The organism is Phocaeicola sp. RTP21198st1_B8_RTP21198_201120, from assembly GCF_040929485.1.
Taxonomy (GTDB): Bacteria; Bacteroidota; Bacteroidia; order Bacteroidales; family Bacteroidaceae; genus Phocaeicola; species Phocaeicola dorei.
In genome coordinates this window covers 45,722-64,300 of record NZ_JBCOCI010000014.1, presented here as the reverse complement: position 1 = coordinate 64,300, position 18,579 = coordinate 45,722, and the positions used below count along the sequence as shown (strand labels likewise).

15 protein-coding genes are annotated in these 18,579 nt (G+C 44.6%); 7 read left to right on the top strand and 8 right to left on the bottom strand.

Translation table 11 applies throughout. From position 1 onward, the window contains the following. Positions 1 to 370: 370 nt before the first annotated feature. The 3 genes from AB5935_RS08620 to AB5935_RS08610 all read right to left on the bottom strand — a co-directional run bounded on the left by AB5935_RS08620 (position 371) and on the right by AB5935_RS08610 (position 3,251). A complete protein-coding gene (locus AB5935_RS08620; RefSeq protein WP_038609566.1) occupies positions 371 to 1,189 on the bottom strand; it encodes a M48 family metallopeptidase in 819 nt (272 codons plus the stop codon). Positions 1,190 to 1,443: 254 nt separating this feature from the next. Next, on the bottom strand, positions 1,444 to 2,118 hold the full coding sequence (locus AB5935_RS08615; RefSeq protein ID WP_007835796.1) for a bifunctional 4-hydroxy-2-oxoglutarate aldolase/2-dehydro-3-deoxy-phosphogluconate aldolase: 675 nt from the start codon (positions 2,116 to 2,118) through the stop codon (positions 1,444 to 1,446). Positions 2,119 to 2,228: 110 nt separating this feature from the next. Then, a complete protein-coding gene (locus tag AB5935_RS08610) occupies positions 2,229 to 3,251 on the bottom strand; it encodes a sugar kinase (protein WP_038609564.1) in 1,023 nt (340 codons plus the stop codon). A 242-nt stretch (positions 3,252 to 3,493) separates the two neighbouring features. Between AB5935_RS08610 and AB5935_RS08605 the strand changes: the two genes are divergently transcribed. The 3 genes from AB5935_RS08605 to AB5935_RS08595 all read left to right on the top strand — a co-directional run bounded on the left by AB5935_RS08605 (position 3,494) and on the right by AB5935_RS08595 (position 7,529). Continuing rightward, positions 3,494 to 4,567 (top strand): LacI family DNA-binding transcriptional regulator, encoded by a 1,074-nt coding sequence (locus tag AB5935_RS08605; protein WP_007835804.1) that lies wholly within the window; start codon positions 3,494 to 3,496, stop codon positions 4,565 to 4,567. 21 nt (positions 4,568 to 4,588) lie between these two features. Next, positions 4,589 to 6,079, top strand: coding sequence for a UxaA family hydrolase (locus AB5935_RS08600; RefSeq protein WP_007835805.1), 1,491 nt, complete (start codon positions 4,589 to 4,591; stop codon positions 6,077 to 6,079). Positions 6,080 to 6,224: 145 nt separating this feature from the next. Next, positions 6,225 to 7,529: a Na+/H+ antiporter NhaC family protein gene (locus AB5935_RS08595; RefSeq protein ID WP_038609561.1), complete on the top strand. Its 1,305-nt coding sequence runs from the start codon at positions 6,225 to 6,227 to the stop codon at positions 7,527 to 7,529. A 161-nt stretch (positions 7,530 to 7,690) separates the two neighbouring features. Here the strand turns inward: AB5935_RS08595 and AB5935_RS08590 are convergent, their stop codons facing one another. Next, positions 7,691 to 8,542, bottom strand: a complete 852-nt coding sequence (locus tag AB5935_RS08590) for a DUF4373 domain-containing protein (protein ID WP_007835807.1) — start codon at positions 8,540 to 8,542, stop codon at positions 7,691 to 7,693. A 626-nt stretch (positions 8,543 to 9,168) separates the two neighbouring features. Here AB5935_RS08590 and AB5935_RS08585 point away from each other — a divergent pair. Together AB5935_RS08585 and AB5935_RS08580 are read left to right on the top strand one after the other, a co-directional pair. Beyond that, the gene (locus AB5935_RS08585) at positions 9,169 to 9,447 is read left to right on the top strand and encodes a LysO family transporter (protein WP_005846617.1); all 279 of its coding nucleotides are present in this window, start codon (positions 9,169 to 9,171) and stop codon (positions 9,445 to 9,447) included. Next, positions 9,444 to 10,067 (top strand): lysine exporter LysO family protein, encoded by a 624-nt coding sequence (locus tag AB5935_RS08580; protein ID WP_007844166.1) that lies wholly within the window; start codon positions 9,444 to 9,446, stop codon positions 10,065 to 10,067. The genes AB5935_RS08585 and AB5935_RS08580 overlap by 4 nt, the downstream gene beginning before the upstream one ends. Positions 10,068 to 10,153: 86 nt before the next feature. Here AB5935_RS08580 and AB5935_RS08575 read toward each other — a convergent pair whose 3' ends face one another. From AB5935_RS08575 to uvrA, 3 genes are all read right to left on the bottom strand, one after another. Next, the gene (locus AB5935_RS08575) at positions 10,154 to 11,815 is read right to left on the bottom strand and encodes a peptide MFS transporter (RefSeq protein ID WP_005853244.1); all 1,662 of its coding nucleotides are present in this window, start codon (positions 11,813 to 11,815) and stop codon (positions 10,154 to 10,156) included. A 106-nt stretch (positions 11,816 to 11,921) separates the two neighbouring features. Beyond that, complete coding sequence (ybaK, locus tag AB5935_RS08570; RefSeq protein ID WP_007849745.1) at positions 11,922 to 12,407, bottom strand: Cys-tRNA(Pro) deacylase; 486 nt, start codon at positions 12,405 to 12,407, stop codon at positions 11,922 to 11,924. A gap of 14 nt (positions 12,408 to 12,421) precedes the next feature. Further along, complete coding sequence (uvrA, locus tag AB5935_RS08565) at positions 12,422 to 15,250, bottom strand: excinuclease ABC subunit UvrA (RefSeq protein ID WP_007835818.1); 2,829 nt, start codon at positions 15,248 to 15,250, stop codon at positions 12,422 to 12,424. A gap of 154 nt (positions 15,251 to 15,404) precedes the next feature. On the opposite strand from uvrA, the gene AB5935_RS08560 reads away from it, so the two are divergent. Both AB5935_RS08560 and AB5935_RS08555 read left to right on the top strand, forming a co-directional pair. Beyond that, positions 15,405 to 17,213: a LysM peptidoglycan-binding domain-containing protein gene (locus AB5935_RS08560; RefSeq protein ID WP_007844153.1), complete on the top strand. Its 1,809-nt coding sequence runs from the start codon at positions 15,405 to 15,407 to the stop codon at positions 17,211 to 17,213. After that, the gene (locus AB5935_RS08555; RefSeq protein ID WP_007835820.1) at positions 17,213 to 17,896 is read left to right on the top strand and encodes a porin family protein; all 684 of its coding nucleotides are present in this window, start codon (positions 17,213 to 17,215) and stop codon (positions 17,894 to 17,896) included. The genes AB5935_RS08560 and AB5935_RS08555 overlap by 1 nt, the downstream gene beginning before the upstream one ends. A gap of 107 nt (positions 17,897 to 18,003) precedes the next feature. Here the strand turns inward: AB5935_RS08555 and AB5935_RS08550 are convergent, their stop codons facing one another. Further along, entirely contained in the window at positions 18,004 to 18,456 is a 453-nt protein-coding gene (locus AB5935_RS08550) for a DUF4293 domain-containing protein (RefSeq protein WP_007844149.1), read from the bottom strand. Between the last annotated feature and the right edge of the window lie 123 nt (positions 18,457 to 18,579).

Sequence of the window (18,579 nt, the reverse complement as noted above, 5' to 3'; positions counted from 1 at the left end):
TAGCATATAGCACAATGTAAAGAGAAGGCAAAGTATCAGAAAGAAAAAAGGAATTTTTGCCATCATTTTAGGAAATCTAGCTATGATATAACCCTACAGGGAATTCGGCAACCATTAAAATAAGCGTATCTTTGTACCAAGAGATTTCCTTCTATAATCTAGACGAAAAAGAACACTTGATTCTTTTAACCTGAACTTTGGACTTTGATTTTCTCCCAATAAGGATTTCTCTCATAATAAATTCAGATTTTATCCCGCCGGGAGGCAAGATAAGGTCATGCAAAAAAATCTCCCAAAAAAGAAGAGGGTGTCCACCATTGAAATGGACACCCTCTATTATGTGTATAACACCTACATTGCCGGAAACCATTTATTTCGCTGTTTCCTCCATCGTGTTTGCAGGTTTCTCAATACCTTCGCTTGTAGCACGTTCCTCCATACGCTGGATACGTGCGTCAAGATCGGGATGAGTAGAGAACAACTGATTCAGCTTGCTGCTTTTCTGTGCTCCTGCCTCTTCTTGCAATTTTTTCAATTTCTGGAATGATAATGCCATCGCCCAAGGATTCTTACCTGCTTTCTTCAGAAACTCGTAACCATAATCATCGGCGGCGCGTTCCTGTTTTTGTGAATAAGTAGCATTAACCAATGCCTCTCCCAAGTCACCCAACTGGGAATCTGTCAGGGCAGCCGCTTTTCCTCCTTGTGATGAAATACCATCTTTCAATGCCGATGTCAGCAATGCGGTACGGAAACCGTTCTTTGAGTCTTTGTGTGCCACATGACCTACCTCATGGCCTATTACTCCCAACAACTCTTCATCTGTCATGATATCCATCAGTGAAGAAAACACACGCACGCTGCCGTCGGCACAAGCAAACGCGTTTACATCAATCACATAATATACTTTGAAATTCAGCGGCATCCCTTCCACTTCGGTCAACCCTTCAGTCAGTTTTTTCAAACGGACAGTATACGGATCATCGTCCGCACAAACCTGATTATGCTTATCCATCCAGTCAATGTACTCCTTTACATACTCTGTCATCTGCTCATCGGTCAAAGTCACCGCCTTTGCAGCCTTTACGGCTCCCCCCACTGCCTTCTTCAAATTAAACTGGGCCATTACAGGAGTTACCCCCGCCAAACATAACAACATGACGGTTACCTTTAATAATGCTTTTTTCATTTTTGTGTGTTTTAGATTAAACGCTTCATTTTATTTTTTTAAGAAATGGTGCAAAAGAACAAATTTTTATTCTATCTACCAATCTTTACAAGAATATTTTTACCACCATCCCGCTTCAAGCACACGCCGGAAAGTGAAAAGCCACCGCGAATACACTTCGCGATGGCCCTTACCCATTTTATATACACCTTTAAACAAAATGATACTCACGCCCTAATTCACTAACCCCTTGCGGGCATGAGCTGATCTTTTTCTTATTTATTTGCGCGGGCTTCTGCAATGTAGCCTAATGCCTCTTTACACTTTGCAGTTACATACGCCCAGTCTTCTGCGGCTACCTTGTCGCCAGGGAACAATTTAGAACCCATACCTACACAGAACACACCTGCCTTAATCCAAGAAGTCAGATTTTCCTGAGTCGGCTCCACACCACCGGTCACCATCAGTTTAGACCAAGGCATCGGAGCCAGCAAACCTTTAACCAATTTTGCTCCCAATACATCACCCGGGAATATTTTGCAAAGATCACAACCTACTTCCTGAGCGAAACCCACCTCGGACACGCTTCCGCATCCCGGAGTATAAGCCACCAAACGACGGTTGCACACTTTAGCGATTTCTGGATTAAACAACGGACCTACCACAAAGCAAGCGCCTAGCTGCAAGTAAAGAGCAGCAGTAGCAGGATCAACGATAGAACCTACTCCCATAGCCATTTCAGGACATTCCTTTGCCGCGTATTTCACAACTTCCGCGAATACTTCATGAGCAAAGTCACCACGGTTTGTAAATTCAAATGCACGAACTCCGCCATCATAACAAGCTTTCACCACTTTCTTTGCCACTTCTGCATCTTTATGGTAGAACACAGGAACCATTCCGGTTGAACCAATCTTGTTCAACACTGCTATTTTATCAAAACGAGCCATAATTTCATATTTTAGTTTAAATGAAAGATTGGAACACAAATGATACAAATAAAACATGTATCAAAAATTTGCGTTATTTGCGTCATTCATGTTCCTTATAAAAAACAAATTTAGCGTTGTACACGTCCGCTGGCATCGCCACCGGCCAATGCTTCCACTTCGTCTACAGATACCAAATTGAAGTCACCGTTGATAGTATGCTTCAAAGCAGAAGCGGCAACAGCGAATTCAAGGGCGACACCTTGATTCGGTTTAGTCAACAGACCATGAATGATACCTCCGGAGAATGAGTCGCCACCACCTACACGGTCAATAATCGGGTTGATGTCATAGCGTTTTGATTCATAAAATTCTTCTCCGTTGTAAATCATAGCCTTCCAACCGTTATGAGTAGCCGAGAATGATTCACGCAAGGTAGACACTACATATTTAAAGCCGAATTCCTTTGCCATAGCCTTAAAGATTCCTTTGTAACCTTCCGCATTGGTTTCACCGGCTTCCACATTCGCTTCCGGTTTGAATCCCAGACAAAGTTCAGCATCTTCTTCGTTACCTATACATACATCTACATACTGCATCAACGGTTTCATGATAGACTGTGCTTTTTCTTTTGTCCACAGTTTCTTGCGGAAATTCAAGTCAACAGACACAGTAACACCATGACGTTTTGCAGCTTCACAAGCCAGCTTGGTCAGTTCAGCAGCCTTGTCAGAAATAGCCGGAGTGATACCTGACCAATGGAACCAGTCCGCACCTTCCATGATAGCATCAAAATCGAAATCGCAAGGATCGGCTTCGGCGATAGCCGAGTGGGCACGGTCATAAATTACTTTGCTAGGACGCATGGAAGCTCCTGTTTCCAGATAATAGATACCTACGCGGTCGCCACCACGACTGATGAAATCGGTCTTCACACCATATTTACGCAATGCATTCACAGCAGACTGTCCTATTTCGTGTTTCGGCAATTTGGTTACGAAATAAGCTTCGTGACCGTAGTTCGCGCAGCTCACCGCTACGTTCGCTTCACCACCGCCATAAACAACATCAAATGAATCCGACTGTACAAAACGTGTGTTTCCCGGAGTTGACAATCTCAACATAATTTCACCTAAGGTTACTACTTTTCCCATAATTTCGTGATTTTAAATTGTTATATATTTATTCGTTTAACTTCTAATCCAATTAAATTACTGGTTTACACACTTATAGACGAATCACATCATAACCTTGTACTCAACGGAGCACTCAAATAATTCATCCGTGTGCGTGCACAAAGGTACTATTTATTTTTTTAAAACCAAAAATTGTTATATATTTGTGTCGAAAAAAAATAAATTATTAGTGTGTACGAGCACAATATATATAATAAGGTATGAATAAACTGCCCGAAAGAATCAGAATTAAGGATATCGCCCGCCTGGCAGATGTATCAGTCGGCACAGTGGACCGTGTATTGCATGGCCGCACAGGAGTATCCGAAGCCAGCCGGAAACGGGTGGAAGAAATATTGAAGCAACTGGACTATCAGCCCAATATGTATGCCAGCGCTTTGGCGTCCAACAAAAAGTATCTGTTCGTCTGCCTGCTGCCACAGCACAAGGAAGGCGATTACTGGACCGATGTGGAGATGGGGATGAAAAGAGCCGTAGAGACTTTTTCTGATTTCCACATCACCCTGTCCGTGGTGTACTATGACCAATATGAATATTCCTCCTTCATCAACGCCGGTGAGGACATACTGAGAAAAGAGCCGGACGGCGTATTGCTTGCCCCCACTATTCCTGAAATGACGGCCAGATTTACCAACAAATTACAAGAACGGGAAATACCTTATATATTTATAGACTCCAATGTGGACAGTCTGAACCCACTGGCATTCTTCGGGCAGAAATCCGATCAAAGCGGATACTTTGCCGCCCGCATGGCCATGATGCTGGGAGAATGTCCCAAGGAAATTGTTATCTTCAGACAAATCAACGAAGGACGCCTGGGATCGAACCAGCAGGAAAACCGTGAAAAAGGATTCAGAAAATATATGCAGGAGCATTTTCCCGACTGCAAGATAGTGGAACTGAATCTCTATGCCAAGCGCCCGGACGAGGACGAGGCACTGATGAACCGCTTCTTCCAGGAGAACCCACAGATTACGTGCGGCATCACGTTCAACTCGAAAGTATACATTGTAGGCGAATATCTCATCGGACACAATATGAAAAATTTCAAACTGATTGGGTACGATTTGTTACGCCGGAACGTCTCTTGTCTGAAAGAGGGTGCTGTAGATTTCCTGATCGCGCAGCAACCTACCGCACAAGGATACAGCGGCGTAGAGAGCCTGTGCAACCACCTGATATTCAAAAAAGAGGTGAAGCAATGTAACTATATGCCTATCACCCTGCTTGCGGTGGAGAATGTGGATTTCTATCTGGACGCACATAAAAAGTAAATCTAATAACTAAAAATAGAAATGGAAACAAAGTATTTGAAAATTAATCCGGCTGATAACGTAGTGGTGGCTATCTCGGATTTAAAAGCAGGCGAAACCATCACGGTAGATGGTCATGTCATCACTTTGAAAGAAGACGTGCCCGCCGGCCATAAGGTGACACTGAAAGATTTCGCCCAGGGCGAGAACATCATCAAGTATGGCTACCCCATCGGCCATGCCCTGACCGCCGTGGAACAAGGACACTGGATTAACGAAAATCAGATAAAGACTAATCTTGCCGGTCTGTTGGATTATACCTACAATCCGGTCAGCGTAGACCTCAATATCCCGAAGAAAGACCTGACGTTCAAAGGATACCGCCGCAAGAACGGTGATGTGGGGATCCGTAACGAGGTATGGATTATCCCTACCGTGGGTTGTGTAAATGGTATCATCGGCCAACTGGCCGAAGCGTTACGCCGCGAAACCAACGGTGAAGGCGTGGACGCCATCATGGCTTTTCCTCACAACTATGGCTGTTCGCAGTTGGGTGATGACCACGAGAATACCAAGAAAATTCTCCGCGACATGATTCTGCATCCCAATGCAGGAGCCGTACTGATTGTCAGTCTGGGTTGCGAGAACAACCAGCCGGATGTTTTCCGCGAGTTTTTGGGTGATTATGACACAGACCGCGTGAAATTTATGGTAACTCAAAAAGTGGGGGATGAATTTGAAGAAGGCATGAAGATTCTGCGTGAGCTGTATGCCAAGGCCAAAGCCGATGTACGCGAGGACGTTCCTCTGTCTGAATTACGTGTAGGTTTGAAATGCGGTGGTTCGGACGGTTTCTCAGGGATCACCGCCAATCCGTTGCTGGGCATGTTCTCTGACTTCCTGATTGCTCAGGGTGGTACTTCGGTACTGACAGAGGTTCCCGAAATGTTTGGTGCGGAAACGATCCTAATGAACCGCTGCCGCACTAAGGAGTTGTTCGAACAGACCGTACATCTGATTAATGATTTTAAGGAATATTTCCTGTCACACGGCGAACCTGTGGGCGAAAATCCGTCACCAGGCAACAAGGCAGGTGGTATCTCCACCTTGGAAGACAAAGCGCTGGGATGTACCCAGAAATGCGGCAAGGCATACGTTGACGGCGTTATGGGCTATGGTGACCGCCTGAAAGTGAAAGGTTTGAACTTGCTTTCCGCACCGGGCAACGACTTGGTAGCGGCTACCGCCCTCGCCTCTTGCGGTTGTCACATGGTGCTCTTCACTACCGGCCGCGGTACTCCGTTCGGTACGTTTGTTCCCACCATGAAGATCTCTACCAACTCCACTCTGGCTAAAAACAAACCGGGATGGATTGATTTCAATGCCGGAGTCATCGTAGAAAACGAACCGATGGAAAAGACTTGCGAGCGTTTTATAGACTATATCATCCGGGTTGCCAGCGGAGAACCGGTAAATAATGAAAAGAAGAATTATCGTGAAATCGCTATCTTCAAGACAGGCGTGACACTATAATCCAATCTTATACTCAACTTTCCCAATACCCTTACAGCCCTGCCTTTCTTATTACGAAGGTGGGGCTGTGACCTTTTTCTCGCATATATTGTTATAAAACAAGTCTTTTTGTAACTTTGCACCTCATTTTATAAAATACAAATTCATGAACGGTGAAAAATTAACCCCAATAACAAATAAACCCAGCTTATGGGCACTCAGTCCATTACTGGTATTTCTATGTCTGTATCTGGTGACATCTATCATCGTAGATGATTTTTATAAAGTCCCCATCACGGTTGCTTTCATGGCATCTTCGGTTTATGCAGTATGCATCCCCAAAGGGCTGAGCCTGAACGAGCGCATGCTGCAATATTCCATCGGCGCAGCCAACAAGAATATCATGCTGATGATCTGGATTTTCATCCTGGCAGGCGCATTCGCCCAAAGCGCCAAAGATATCGGGGCCATTGACGCAACCGTGAATCTTACGCTTCTTCTGCTGCCGGACCATCTGCTGCTGGCAGGCATCTTCCTGGCCGCCTGTTTCATCTCGCTCTCCATCGGAACCTCGGTAGGAACCATCGTGGCATTAGTCCCCGTGGTAGCAGGCATTGCGGATAAAACCGATATGAACCTGGCCTTCATGGCGGGTATCGTGGTGGGAGGAGCCTTCTTCGGCGACAACCTTTCGTTCATTTCGGATACTACTATCGCCGCCACCCGCACCCAAGGATGCGCCATGCGTGACAAGTTCCGGGTGAACTTCATGATAGCCCTTCCGGCCGCCCTGATGGTTTTCGGCTACTACATCTTCAGGGGAATGGACGTGATGACCACCCATGACATCCAGTCGGTGGAATGGATCAAAGTCCTCCCCTATCTGGTTGTGCTGGGAACCGCCATAGCAGGGATGAATGTAGCACTCGTACTGATACTGGGCATCGCCACAACGGGAGTGATCGGCCTGCTCACAGGCAGTATCAGCCTGTTCGACTGGCTTGGCTCCATGGGCACAGGAATCACCGGAATGGGCGAACTCATCATCATCACCCTGATGGCAGGCGGTATGCTGGAACTGATCCGCTTTAACGGCGGAGTGGACTATATTATCCAAAAACTGACCAAACATGTCAACAGCAAACGCGGAGCCGAACTTTGCATCGCAGCTTTGGTGAGCATCGCCAATTTCTGTACAGCCAACAATACGATAGCCATCATCACAGTGGGACCATTGGCCAACGACATCGCTACCCGTTACAGGGTGGACAAACGCAAGAGTGCAAGTATCCTGGATACTTTCTCGTGTGTCATCCAGGGCATCATCCCTTACGGAGCGCAAATGCTGATTGCCGCCAAGCTGGCTTCCCTTTCTCCTCTGAGCATCATCGAATACTTGTATTATCCGGTAGCTATCGGAGTATTTGCTCTGCTGAGCATTTTTTTGAGATATCCCAAACGATACTCGTGAAAACAAGGGCAGGCGGTTATATTCCGCCACCGACAGCCCGGCTGAATCCATCTGCAACATCCAGACGATGAAGGCGAAAGATATATAATCTTACAGCTGTAAGATATAGCATCTTGCACGTGTAAGATCTATATCTATTCTCCGTAGTTAACGGCGGATACTTAGTGGTCAATAACTCTCAGCAATCCATGTGACGCGTAGTTTTTCTTGGGTGGTCCAATTCCCCTTTCTTCCAGAACCGACATCATACGCGCTGTAGCCGCCTGAGTCCGGACGGGGAAAGCCTCATTGATATAGCGTTTCCACCGAGGTGTAAATTCTATGTTTCTGAAAAGTTCAGCAACAACAGCAATTTTTCCGTCGACGTCGATGTTTCTTTGTATGATGTTTACATCATCTTTCTTTTTCTTCTCTTCTCTATTCTTTTCTTCTCTTATAAAGTTTTGCTTAACGCTTGCTTGCGAACACTCATTAACACATTCATTATCAATATATTGAATCGTATTTTCGGCTATATTTTCATCATCACTTTTTTCAATCGTATTTTTCATGCATTTTGCACCGTTTTCCTTATTGTTTGCTTCGTCATCCGCTTCTTTATCTGCTGCCACCAGCACAGTAGAAGTGATTACTTTTTCAGCTATTTGCGCAGTCTTTTTCTTGCTGCTTCTTCCGCCTTTGCTACCGGCGGCTGCACGTTGCTCCGAAAGCTTATTCTGATAACCCATCACCTCATCCAGATACAGGCATCGGAAATATCCGTCCTCCGTTATGACGAACAAGTTAAAGTCTTTAATGAGATGCTGCAAATTTTCCACTGTAGCCCCCCATTGTTCAGCCAACAAATCCAACTCGTTAAAATCGTGTTTGTATTCCTGTTGCCTTCGCAGGAACAATATCATTTGAATATATAATCCTATTCCCATGCATTTCATTTCGGCATTCAGCTTCATCATTTTGTAATCTGACATCAAGCTGCAATTCAGCCGGATAAACTGTTCGGTGTAATCCATTCCTTTGGTGTGTTAGTATATAAATAGATTACAAAGAAACAAAAAATATCAATAGGGTGTATAGATAATTGCCACCAATTATGACATTATCTTCATTTTTATCTCAAACAAATATAAACAACTAGTATACAAATACTTACATAGCATATTCAATTCAATAAAAAAGTATAATTCTCAAGAAAAGATAAAGTTCTTCTCCCCCTGCAATTCATGAATATTTTTTATCGCCAGAATTCGGAGATAAATTCCCAATAAATGATCCTATATTAAAAGACACGATGTATTCGGATAGAGGTAACAGAAGAAGATTTATGAATATTTATTTTGAAAATATGCACAAAAGACTTATCTTTGCACCGCAAATGAACGATTGATATGAACCAATTACAAACTACATACAGCATACATTGTCTTACACGGGGAAATAAAGCTCTGCGGAAGCATTTCATCGTGCACGTACATTGGTTCAGTGGATTTATTTAAATCCCCCATCTCACCCTTCATTTAATTACCAAACTTTCATCCGGCCTACCCCATGTGTACTTGATGAAAGACAGACTGCATGATGGTTTTATCTGATAAAACCACCTGGTTATATATGTGTTACTTTTAAAAAATTGATTGCTATGTTTACTATTATATCTATTATGTTTGTTGGTATCGGTATAGGATATGTATTGCGCAACTTACAGTTTTTACAAAAGATAGAAAAGAGTACCTCACTCACTATCTTCCTGCTGCTGTTTGTTTTGGGAATCTCCATCGGCTCCAACAGCTTAATCATTAACAATTTAGGTAGATTCGGATGGCAGGCGGCTATATTGGCTACATTAAGCATTTTGGGCAGTATGCTAGCTTCCTTCCTGGTATTTCATCTGTTTTTTAAGAAAGGAGGCAAACAATGAAAGGTAGTTTGGTTGTTGTCGCATTTTTTTGTGCAGGATGTATGATTGGAGCTGTCAATAATTTCCAGTATGACATGCACTCTGTTTCCATGTATGTGCTTTATGCACTGATGTTACAAGTAGGAATCAGCATAGGCAGCAATAAGAAATTGAAAGAACTGATTAAAAGCTTACGGTTGAAAATGCTCCTGGTGCCGATAGCTACCATTACGGGAACCTTGCTTTTCTCGGCACTTGCCAGCCTGCTATTAAGCCAATGGAGTGTATTCGACTGTATGGCGGTGGGTAGCGGCTTTGCCTATTATTCGCTTTCCTCCATCCTGATCACACAGTTCAAGGAACCGTCTATCGGGTTACAACTGGCCACCGAATTGGGAACCATTGCATTACTGGCCAATATTTTCCGGGAAATGATGGCCTTACTCGGCGCTCCGCTCATACGGAAATACTTTGGACAGCTGGCCCCTATCTCGGCTGCCGGAGTGAACTCGATGGATGTATTGCTGCCATCCATCACACGCTATTCGGGAAAAGACATGATTCCCTTAGCCATATTCCACGGAATACTGATTGACATGAGCGTTCCTGTTTTCGTATCTTTTTTCTGTAATTTAACGTAAGCCTGAGGATTCGCGCTAAATTACAAAAAAGGAAGCCCGCTTGCAAATCAAGCGGGCTTCCTTTTTTAATCTATATAAGGCATGAATTATTTCGCAACCTTTTCCAATTTCTTCATGATAGAGAAGATGAACAATGCAGAAAGCAAACAACATACGATCAATACACTCCATACCATCCACAACTGCATATCGCCCCACAAATAACCGATGATAGCCACCAGATAGTTACCGATAGCAGTAGCTACGAACCAAAGTCCCATCATAGCACCTTTATACTTGGGAGGAGCTACTTTGGAAACAAACGAGATACCCATCGGTGACAGGAACAATTCAGCAAAAGTCAATACCAAATAAGTTGAAATCAGCCAGTTGGGTGAAACCAATGCACTTTCGGCAATACCGTTCGCTTCTACTTCTGCAGGAGTAGGCAGACCGAATGAGCCAAACGCCAACAGCATGAAACCTACTGCGGCAATCACCATACCGATACCGATTTTACGCGGAGCTGATGGCTCTTTTCCTTTCTTTGCCAACGAACCGAATACAGCCAGTGATACCGGAGTCAGAGCTACTACGAAGAAGGGGTTAAACTGTTGGAAAATCTGAGGAAGAATAGGCAATGTAGGGTCCATAGTACCATAATTGACTCCTAAAACCACAAGAGCCAAGGTAGCAATAACGCCTGAAATCAATTTGCCCTTGCCTGTCTTGGACTGGAACAGTGAGAAACCTGCATAAACGGTTACAATAAGCAGAGCCAGATTCCATACGCTGAAGCCAAGGCGATCCAGACCGGTTACCTCATGTGCCGTGTAGTCACGGGCGAAGAAGGTCATGGTAAGACCGTTCTGATGGAATGCCATCCAGAAGAAAATAACCACAGCGAATACCAGCAACAAAGCGACGATGCGTTCTTTGGTCTGTGCAGGAGTCAGCTCTTCTTCGTGTACATTGGCCGGTTTAGCCTGCTTGGAGTTGTAATCGGCATGTTTGAATGTAGAACGGAAAATAACATAAATAGCCATAGAGGCAACCAGTGAGATACAAGCTACACCGAAACCATAATTATAGGCTTCAGACAATTTATCAATATAGGTAGTACAGAAATCGGCCATACTTCCTGTGAAATTCTGTGCGCTCTGCATGGCAGTCAGTGTGGCCTCACCTTCAGCCGTTATCGTACCGTCAAGGAACTGGTGTGCCAAAGAAGGTATCTGGGGTACATAGCTGAAACCTGCTTTGCCCAACACATAGTTGGTCATGGCAGTAGCGGCAGTCGGAGCGAACAGGGCGCCGATGTTGATTGCCATATAGAACAAACTGAAAGCGGTATCACGTTTCGCACTATACTCGGGAGCATCATACAGATTACCTACCATTACTTGCAGATTTCCCTTGAAAAGTCCGGTTCCCAAAGCAATCAGGGCAAGAGCGCCGAACATGGAATACAATCCGATATTAGTTGCCATCGGGATAGCCAGCAAGACATAACCGGCAAACATGATAACGATACCGGTAGTAACCATCTTGCCATAACCGAATTTATCAGCCAGAATACCTCCGATCAGCGGCATGAAATACACTCCTGCCAGGAAACTGGCAAAGATTGTTGACGTCGTGGCGGCTGTAAAGCCGAATTTCGCTTGCAGGAAGAGAGTGAAAATAGCAAGCATGGTGTAATAACCAAAGCGTTCGCCGGTATTGGCGAGAGCTAATGCGTATAAGCCTTTAGGCTGTCCTTCAAACATAGTTGATAAAGATTTAATTAATAGTTAGTATTCTTTTTTTGCAAAGATATAACTTTTAGTCTATCTGAAAAAAAAAGAGCCACAAATGTGACTCTTTTTGGCATATTTATTCGGTGAAAAGGGAACAAATCTCTGCTTTCGTTTCTTTTATCAGGTCATCGGGAGCTATTTTTATCTGTAATCCGCGGATACCGGCACTGATATAAATAAATGGAAATGTGATGCAAGTCTCGTGTATATAGGTGGGGAAATGTTTTTTCATGCCGATGGGAGAACATCCTCCCCGGATATATCCTGTCAGGGGAAGCAACTCTTTCATGGGGATCAGGTCGCATTTCTTGTTACCTGAGACTTTTGCCGCCATTTTTAAATCTACCTCGTGCTCGCCGGGTATGACACAGACAAAATATCCAGATTTATCCCCATGAAGCACCAAAGTCTTGAAGACTTGTTCTATGTTCTCGCCCAAACTGGCGGCAACGTGAACGGCGCTGAGGTCATTCTCGTCTACTTCGTATGGAATAAGCTCGTATGCTATCTTGGCTTTATCAAGCAGACGGGCTACGTTGGTTTTAGCTATCTTCTCTTTCATTGCTGGTATGCCGGTTAATTTTCCAATTCTTCTTTTATAAACTTCGGGGTATATCCTTTTTTGCTTTCGGCCACTTCCTCGGGAGTTCCGGCCGCAAGTACCTGTCCTCCGCCCCGTCCGCCTTCGGGACCCATATCGATGATGTAATCCGCCAGTTTGATAACGTCCAGGTTATGTTCGATAACCAGAACGGTATTGCCTTTTTCCACCAGTTTGTTCAGTACATTCATCAGCACACGGATATCTTCGAAATGAAGCCCGGTAGTAGGCTCATCCAGAATATACATCGTTTTTCCGGTATCACGCTTGGACAATTCCGTAGCCAGTTTCACACGCTGGCTCTCTCCGCCCGACAAGGTGGTGGAGGGCTGTCCCAGTTTAATATATCCCAACCCCACCTCTTGCAGCACTTTGATTTTATTCAGAATCTGAGGCACATTCTCAAAGAACTCTACAGCACGATTGATGGTCATGTCCAGTACATCGGCTATGGATTTACCCTTATAGCGCACTTCCAGCGTCTCGCGGTTGTATCGTTTGCCGTGACAAACCTCGCAAGGCACTAGCACATCGGGCAGGAAATTCATTTCGATGGTCTTGTATCCGTTACCACCGCAAGCCTCGCAGCGTCCTCCGGTTACATTGAACGAGAAACGCCCCGGCTTATAGCCACGGATCTTCGCTTCGGGCAGACCGACAAACAGATTCCGGATATCCGAGAATACCCCTGTATAGGTGGCCGGATTGGAACGCGGTGTCCTACCCAGCGGCGACTGGTCCACATTCACCACCTTATCTATATAGTCCAGTCCCTCCACACTGTCATAGGGCAGAGGTTCCTGCAAAGAACGGTAGAAATGCTGTGACAGGATGGGCTGCAAGGTATCGTTTATCAGCGTGGATTTACCACTGCCGGACACCCCTGTGACACAAATGAGTTTTCCCAAAGGAAATTCCACATCCACATTCTTCAGGTTGTTCCCCTTCGCCCCTCTCAGCCATAAGGATTTCCCGTTACCGGGGCGGCGTTCGGCCGGTATCTCTATCTTCATCTGTCCGTTTAAATACTTAGAAGTAAGCGTTCCTGTCTGAAGCATTTGTTTCGGAGTCCCCTGAAACACTACCTCGCCTCCCAGGCGGCCCGCCTTCGGTCCCATATCAACCACATAGTCTGCCGCCAGCATCATATCCTTGTCATGCTCCACCACGATGACAGAGTTACCTGTGTCACGCAACTTCTTCAAAGAGTTGATAAGGCGGAGGTTGTCCCGTTGGTGTAATCCGATACTCGGTTCATCCAGAATATAAAGCACGTTCACCAGCTGGGAGCCGATTTGAGTTGCCAGACGGATGCGCTGGCTCTCGCCTCCCGAAAGGGATACCGAGGTGCGGTTCAGTGAAAGATAATCCAGTCCCACATCCAACAAAAACTTAAGACGGGTACGGATCTCCTTCAAAATCTCGGCGGCAATCATGCGCTGCTTGTCTTCCAAAAAAGAATCGACCTGTTGCAACCAGTCATACAGTTCGTTAATATCCATGCTTGCCAGTTCATAAATGTTCTTGTCATGGATACGGAAATGCAACGCCTCCTTGTTCAGACGCGCGCCCTTGCATTCGGGACAAACATCGGTCTTGGCAAACTGTTCCGCCCACTTCTGAGCAGTGGCCGACGCATCTTTCTCCTGCATCATCTGGATGTACTTCACAATCCCTTCATAAGTTACAAAGTAATCGGAAGAGGTATGAATCAAGGTGCTCTTTATCTTGATACGCTCATCCGAGCCATAGAGTATTTCGTCTATCGCATCATCCGGCATATCCTTGACCGGCGTCTTGATCGTAAAATCATATTTTTCAAGCAACGCCTCTATCTGCCAGAAAATCATGGCATTTTTATATTTGCCCAAAGGCACGATGGCTCCTTCGTAAATGGAAAGATTCCTGTCGGGAATCACTTTGTCCACATCAATCAGATTCACATACCCCAGCCCCTTACAACGGGGGCAAGCTCCCTGCGGAGAGTTAAACGAAAAATTATGAGGAGCAGGTTCTTTATAAGACAGTCCGGTAACAGGACACATCAACCGCTTGCTGTAATGGCGCACCTCCCGGGTATCGGCGTCATAAATCATAATCAGCCCCTCACCCTGCTGCATGGCAGTGGCAACGCTCTGTTTCAGCCGTTTGTCATCCTTTTCCGATACGACCAACTTATCTATCACAACTTCTATATCATGATTTTTATAACGGTCCAGCTTCATGCCGTGTACAATCTCGCGCACCTCGCCGTCCACGCGGACATACAGATAACCTTTCTTGCGCACTTGCTCGAAAAGTTCTTTGTAATGTCCCTTACGGGTACGTACCAACGGGGCAAGCATAAATATCTTCTTACCCTGATAATCCCGGTGAATCAGGCCGATGATCTGTTCCTCGGTATATTTCACCATTTTCTCTCCCGAAAGATAAGAATAAGCAACTCCTGCACGGGCATAGAGCAAACGGAGATAATCGTATATCTCTGTCGTAGTCCCCACGGTAGAGCGGGGATTCTTGTTTGTCGTTTTCTGTTCGATGGAAATTACCGGACTGAGTCCTGTAATCTTATCCACATCCGGCCGCTCCAACCCTCCCAGGAAATTACGGGCGTATGCGGAAAAGGTCTCAATGTATCTCCGCTGCCCTTCGGCGAAGATGGTATCGAATGCCAAGGACGATTTACCGCTTCCGCTCAATCCGGTTATCACCGTCAGGCTGTTCCGTGGAATTTCAACATCTATATCTTTCAAGTTATGTACACGGGCACCGTATACATTAATCAGTTCTTTTTCTTCACTCATAGTCTTCTTACTCTGCGTAATCTTTGCAAAATTAATGCTTCCCGACGAAATATTTAATTAAAAAGCCTAATAATATTTTCTATTCTTTCTATATAATGTGAATAAAACAGTTTTTTTTGTACTTTTGCCACTCAGTTTAATCAACACACTGCAAATGAAATTTATTCGAGCATTATATCTTATCGCAGCCTTGTCTGCCAGCAGCACCGGAATGATGGCTCAAACACAGTCTTCCGGCTATTTCCTGCACACCATCACCAAAGGGCAAAGTCTTTATTCCATAGCCAGCATGTATAATGTCACTACCGGTGACATCGTTAAAATGAACCCCGGCAGTGACCAGAAAATTAAAACCGGTGAAACATTGAAGATTCCACAAAAGAACAGCGGAACGGAACAGCAGATGTTCCATACCATCCAGTCGGGTGAAACCTTGTACAAGCTGACACAACGCTATGGAGTAACCGCACAACGCATCTGCCAGGCAAATCCCGGGCTGAGCGCGGAGAATTTCCGTATCGGACAGGTTATCGTAATTCCCGCCAAAGTAACGGACAGCGAGGAGATAATTATGAACGAGGTGAAAGCTGCACAGACTACCAAGCCGGTCACCACTTCCACCCCACTGAAACCCAATTGCAGGGACATGCATAAAGTGGAACGCAAGGAAACCATATTCAGCATCAGCCGCCTGTATGGCATCACAGAAGCCGAACTGATTGCCGCCAATCCTGAACTGCGTACCGAAAAACTGAAAAAAGGAAAGTTCCTTTGTATTCCATATCCTAAGGATACAAAGACCGAAACACCTGTGAATAATACGCCTGCCGTAATTCCCACGGATGACCAGCTGTTTAATGAAAGCAAGAAGGAGGCACGCAAAATATCTACCATCAAAGCTGCCGTAATGCTGCCATTCATGACAGACGGTAAGGGCAACCGTGACGAACAGACACGTATGGTGGAATACTATGAAGGCTTCCTGATGGCAGTAGACAGCTTGAAGGAAAAAGGAGTATCCATCGACCTGTACTCATACGACACCCATAACAATACTTCTTCCATCAAGAACATTCTGGATAGAAGTGAATTGAAGAGCATGGATATTATCTTCGGCCCAGCTTATCCCGACCAGGTGAAACCGGTTGCAGAATTTGCCAAGAAAAACAATATCCGGCTGGTAGTACCTTTTACCTCCAAAGGGAATGAAGTTTTCAACAATCCCGCCATCTATCAGATAAATACTCCCCAATCTTATTTATATTCGGAAGTTTATGAGCATTTTACCCGCAAGTTTACAACCGCCAATGTTATCTTCCTGGATGCAGAAGATGGTGATAAAGACAAAGTGGATTTTATAAAAGGGCTGAAAGAGGAGTTAAAAAACAAACGCATTCCTTTTACCGAATTAAAAGGGGAAAATATTACTCCGGAATCATTGAAAGCCGCGATGAACCATAGTATGGATAATGTATTCATCCCGACTTCCGGCACCAACGTGGCATTGATAAAACTGTTACCACAACTGATTGTGACCTCCCGTGACAATCCCGACTACCGTATGCAGTTATTCGGCTATCCGGAATGGCAGACCTATACCAACGACCATCTGGCCAGTTTCTATGAACTGGACACCTATTTCTATTCTTCGTTTTACACAAACAATTTATTTCCGGAAGCCGTTCAGTTCTCATCGGCTTACCGCAAATGGTACAGCAAGGATATGCTCAACTCATTCCCTAAATATGGTATGCTGGGATTCGATACAGGATATTTCTTCCTGAAGGGCCTGTCCCAATACGGCAACAAACTGGAAGACAAACTGGACAAGGTGGCTGTCACCCCTATCCAGACCGGATTTAAATTTGAACGCGTAAACAACTGGGGTGGATTTATCAATCGCAAAGTGTTCTTCGTTCATTTTACCAAGGACTTTGAACTGATTAAACTTGATTTTGAATAATGGAAAAGTATAAGAAATTCGGGCTGCTTGTACTGACATTGCTCTTTGCATTGCCGGCAGCTGCACAGTTGGGTGAAGAACGTCATAATTTTGCCGTCGGCATCAATGGTGGTCTGAACATGAGTTCCGTCAGTTTCAACCCGAAAATCAAACTGAACACCTTGAACACCATGTCTATGGGGGTTACCATGAGATATATGTCCGAGAAATATTTCAAGATGATGTGTGGCGTACAAATGGAAATAAACTATTCACAACGCGGATGGGACGAAAAGATAGAAGACGATTCCGGCAATTCTTACAGCCGTACCATGAATTATCTGGAAATCCCTTTCATGGCACATCTGGCATTCGGCAAGGATGCATTGAACCGGGGAGTGAAGGTCTTTTTCAATGCAGGACCACAAATCGGCTTTTTCCTGGGTGACAACGAAAAGATAAACTGGACTACTTCTACAACAAGACCGGAACACGGTAAAGAGGTAGAGAATAAATTCGATTATGGTATCACAGCCGGCGCCGGTCTGGAAGTAAGTACCGGTATCGGACATTTCCTGCTGGAAGGACGTTACTACATGGGATTGAGCGACTTTTACAAGAATTCGAAAAGAGATTTTTTCGAAAGATCAGCCCATTCATTCATAGGCATACGGCTGAGTTATCTGATAGATATTACTAAATAAAAAAAAGATTTTATTCTGCAAATAGTCCGCGTTCCACTCTCTCTCATAACAACAAAAGCCTGCAAGATGGATCTTGCAGGCTTTTTATATCATAATATTCCCTCAGCTTACCTCAAACGGTCGTATGCTTTAACCAATACCTCATCCTTACCAATGGCGCGGATGGCAAGCCAATTCAAAATGATGGCAACCAACGGCAGACATACAGTCCATGAAAGAGAAAATGTCATTGACTCTTCTTTCAACATAAAAATAAAAGTGACCAACGTGGCATAATACCCGATCAACAAAATGGTGCTGAAAATAGTCAGACGAATTTGCAACATGCGTTTTTTAAACAAGAAGATAGTGCCGAAAGCAAGAACCGCAACAACCAGCAAAATCACAAACAAGGCCCATGGAGCATAATCTTTAGTACCATCCGCCATAGTAAGACACAGATTTGTTAAAGCGGAAACACTATAATCACTTCCTATGTATGAACCTACGGGACTACACAGGCAAATAATAATCAAGATGGTAACAACAAGTAAATAAACAGATTGAATGCGTTGTATCATAGTCTCTTTAATTTTAATCATACAACCTATCATTCTAAACGCAGTGAAAAACCTGAAAACACAAAGTGAATGGTTATCAGATTCTTCACTGCGTTCAGCATAACAGGGCTAATATAATGTGAG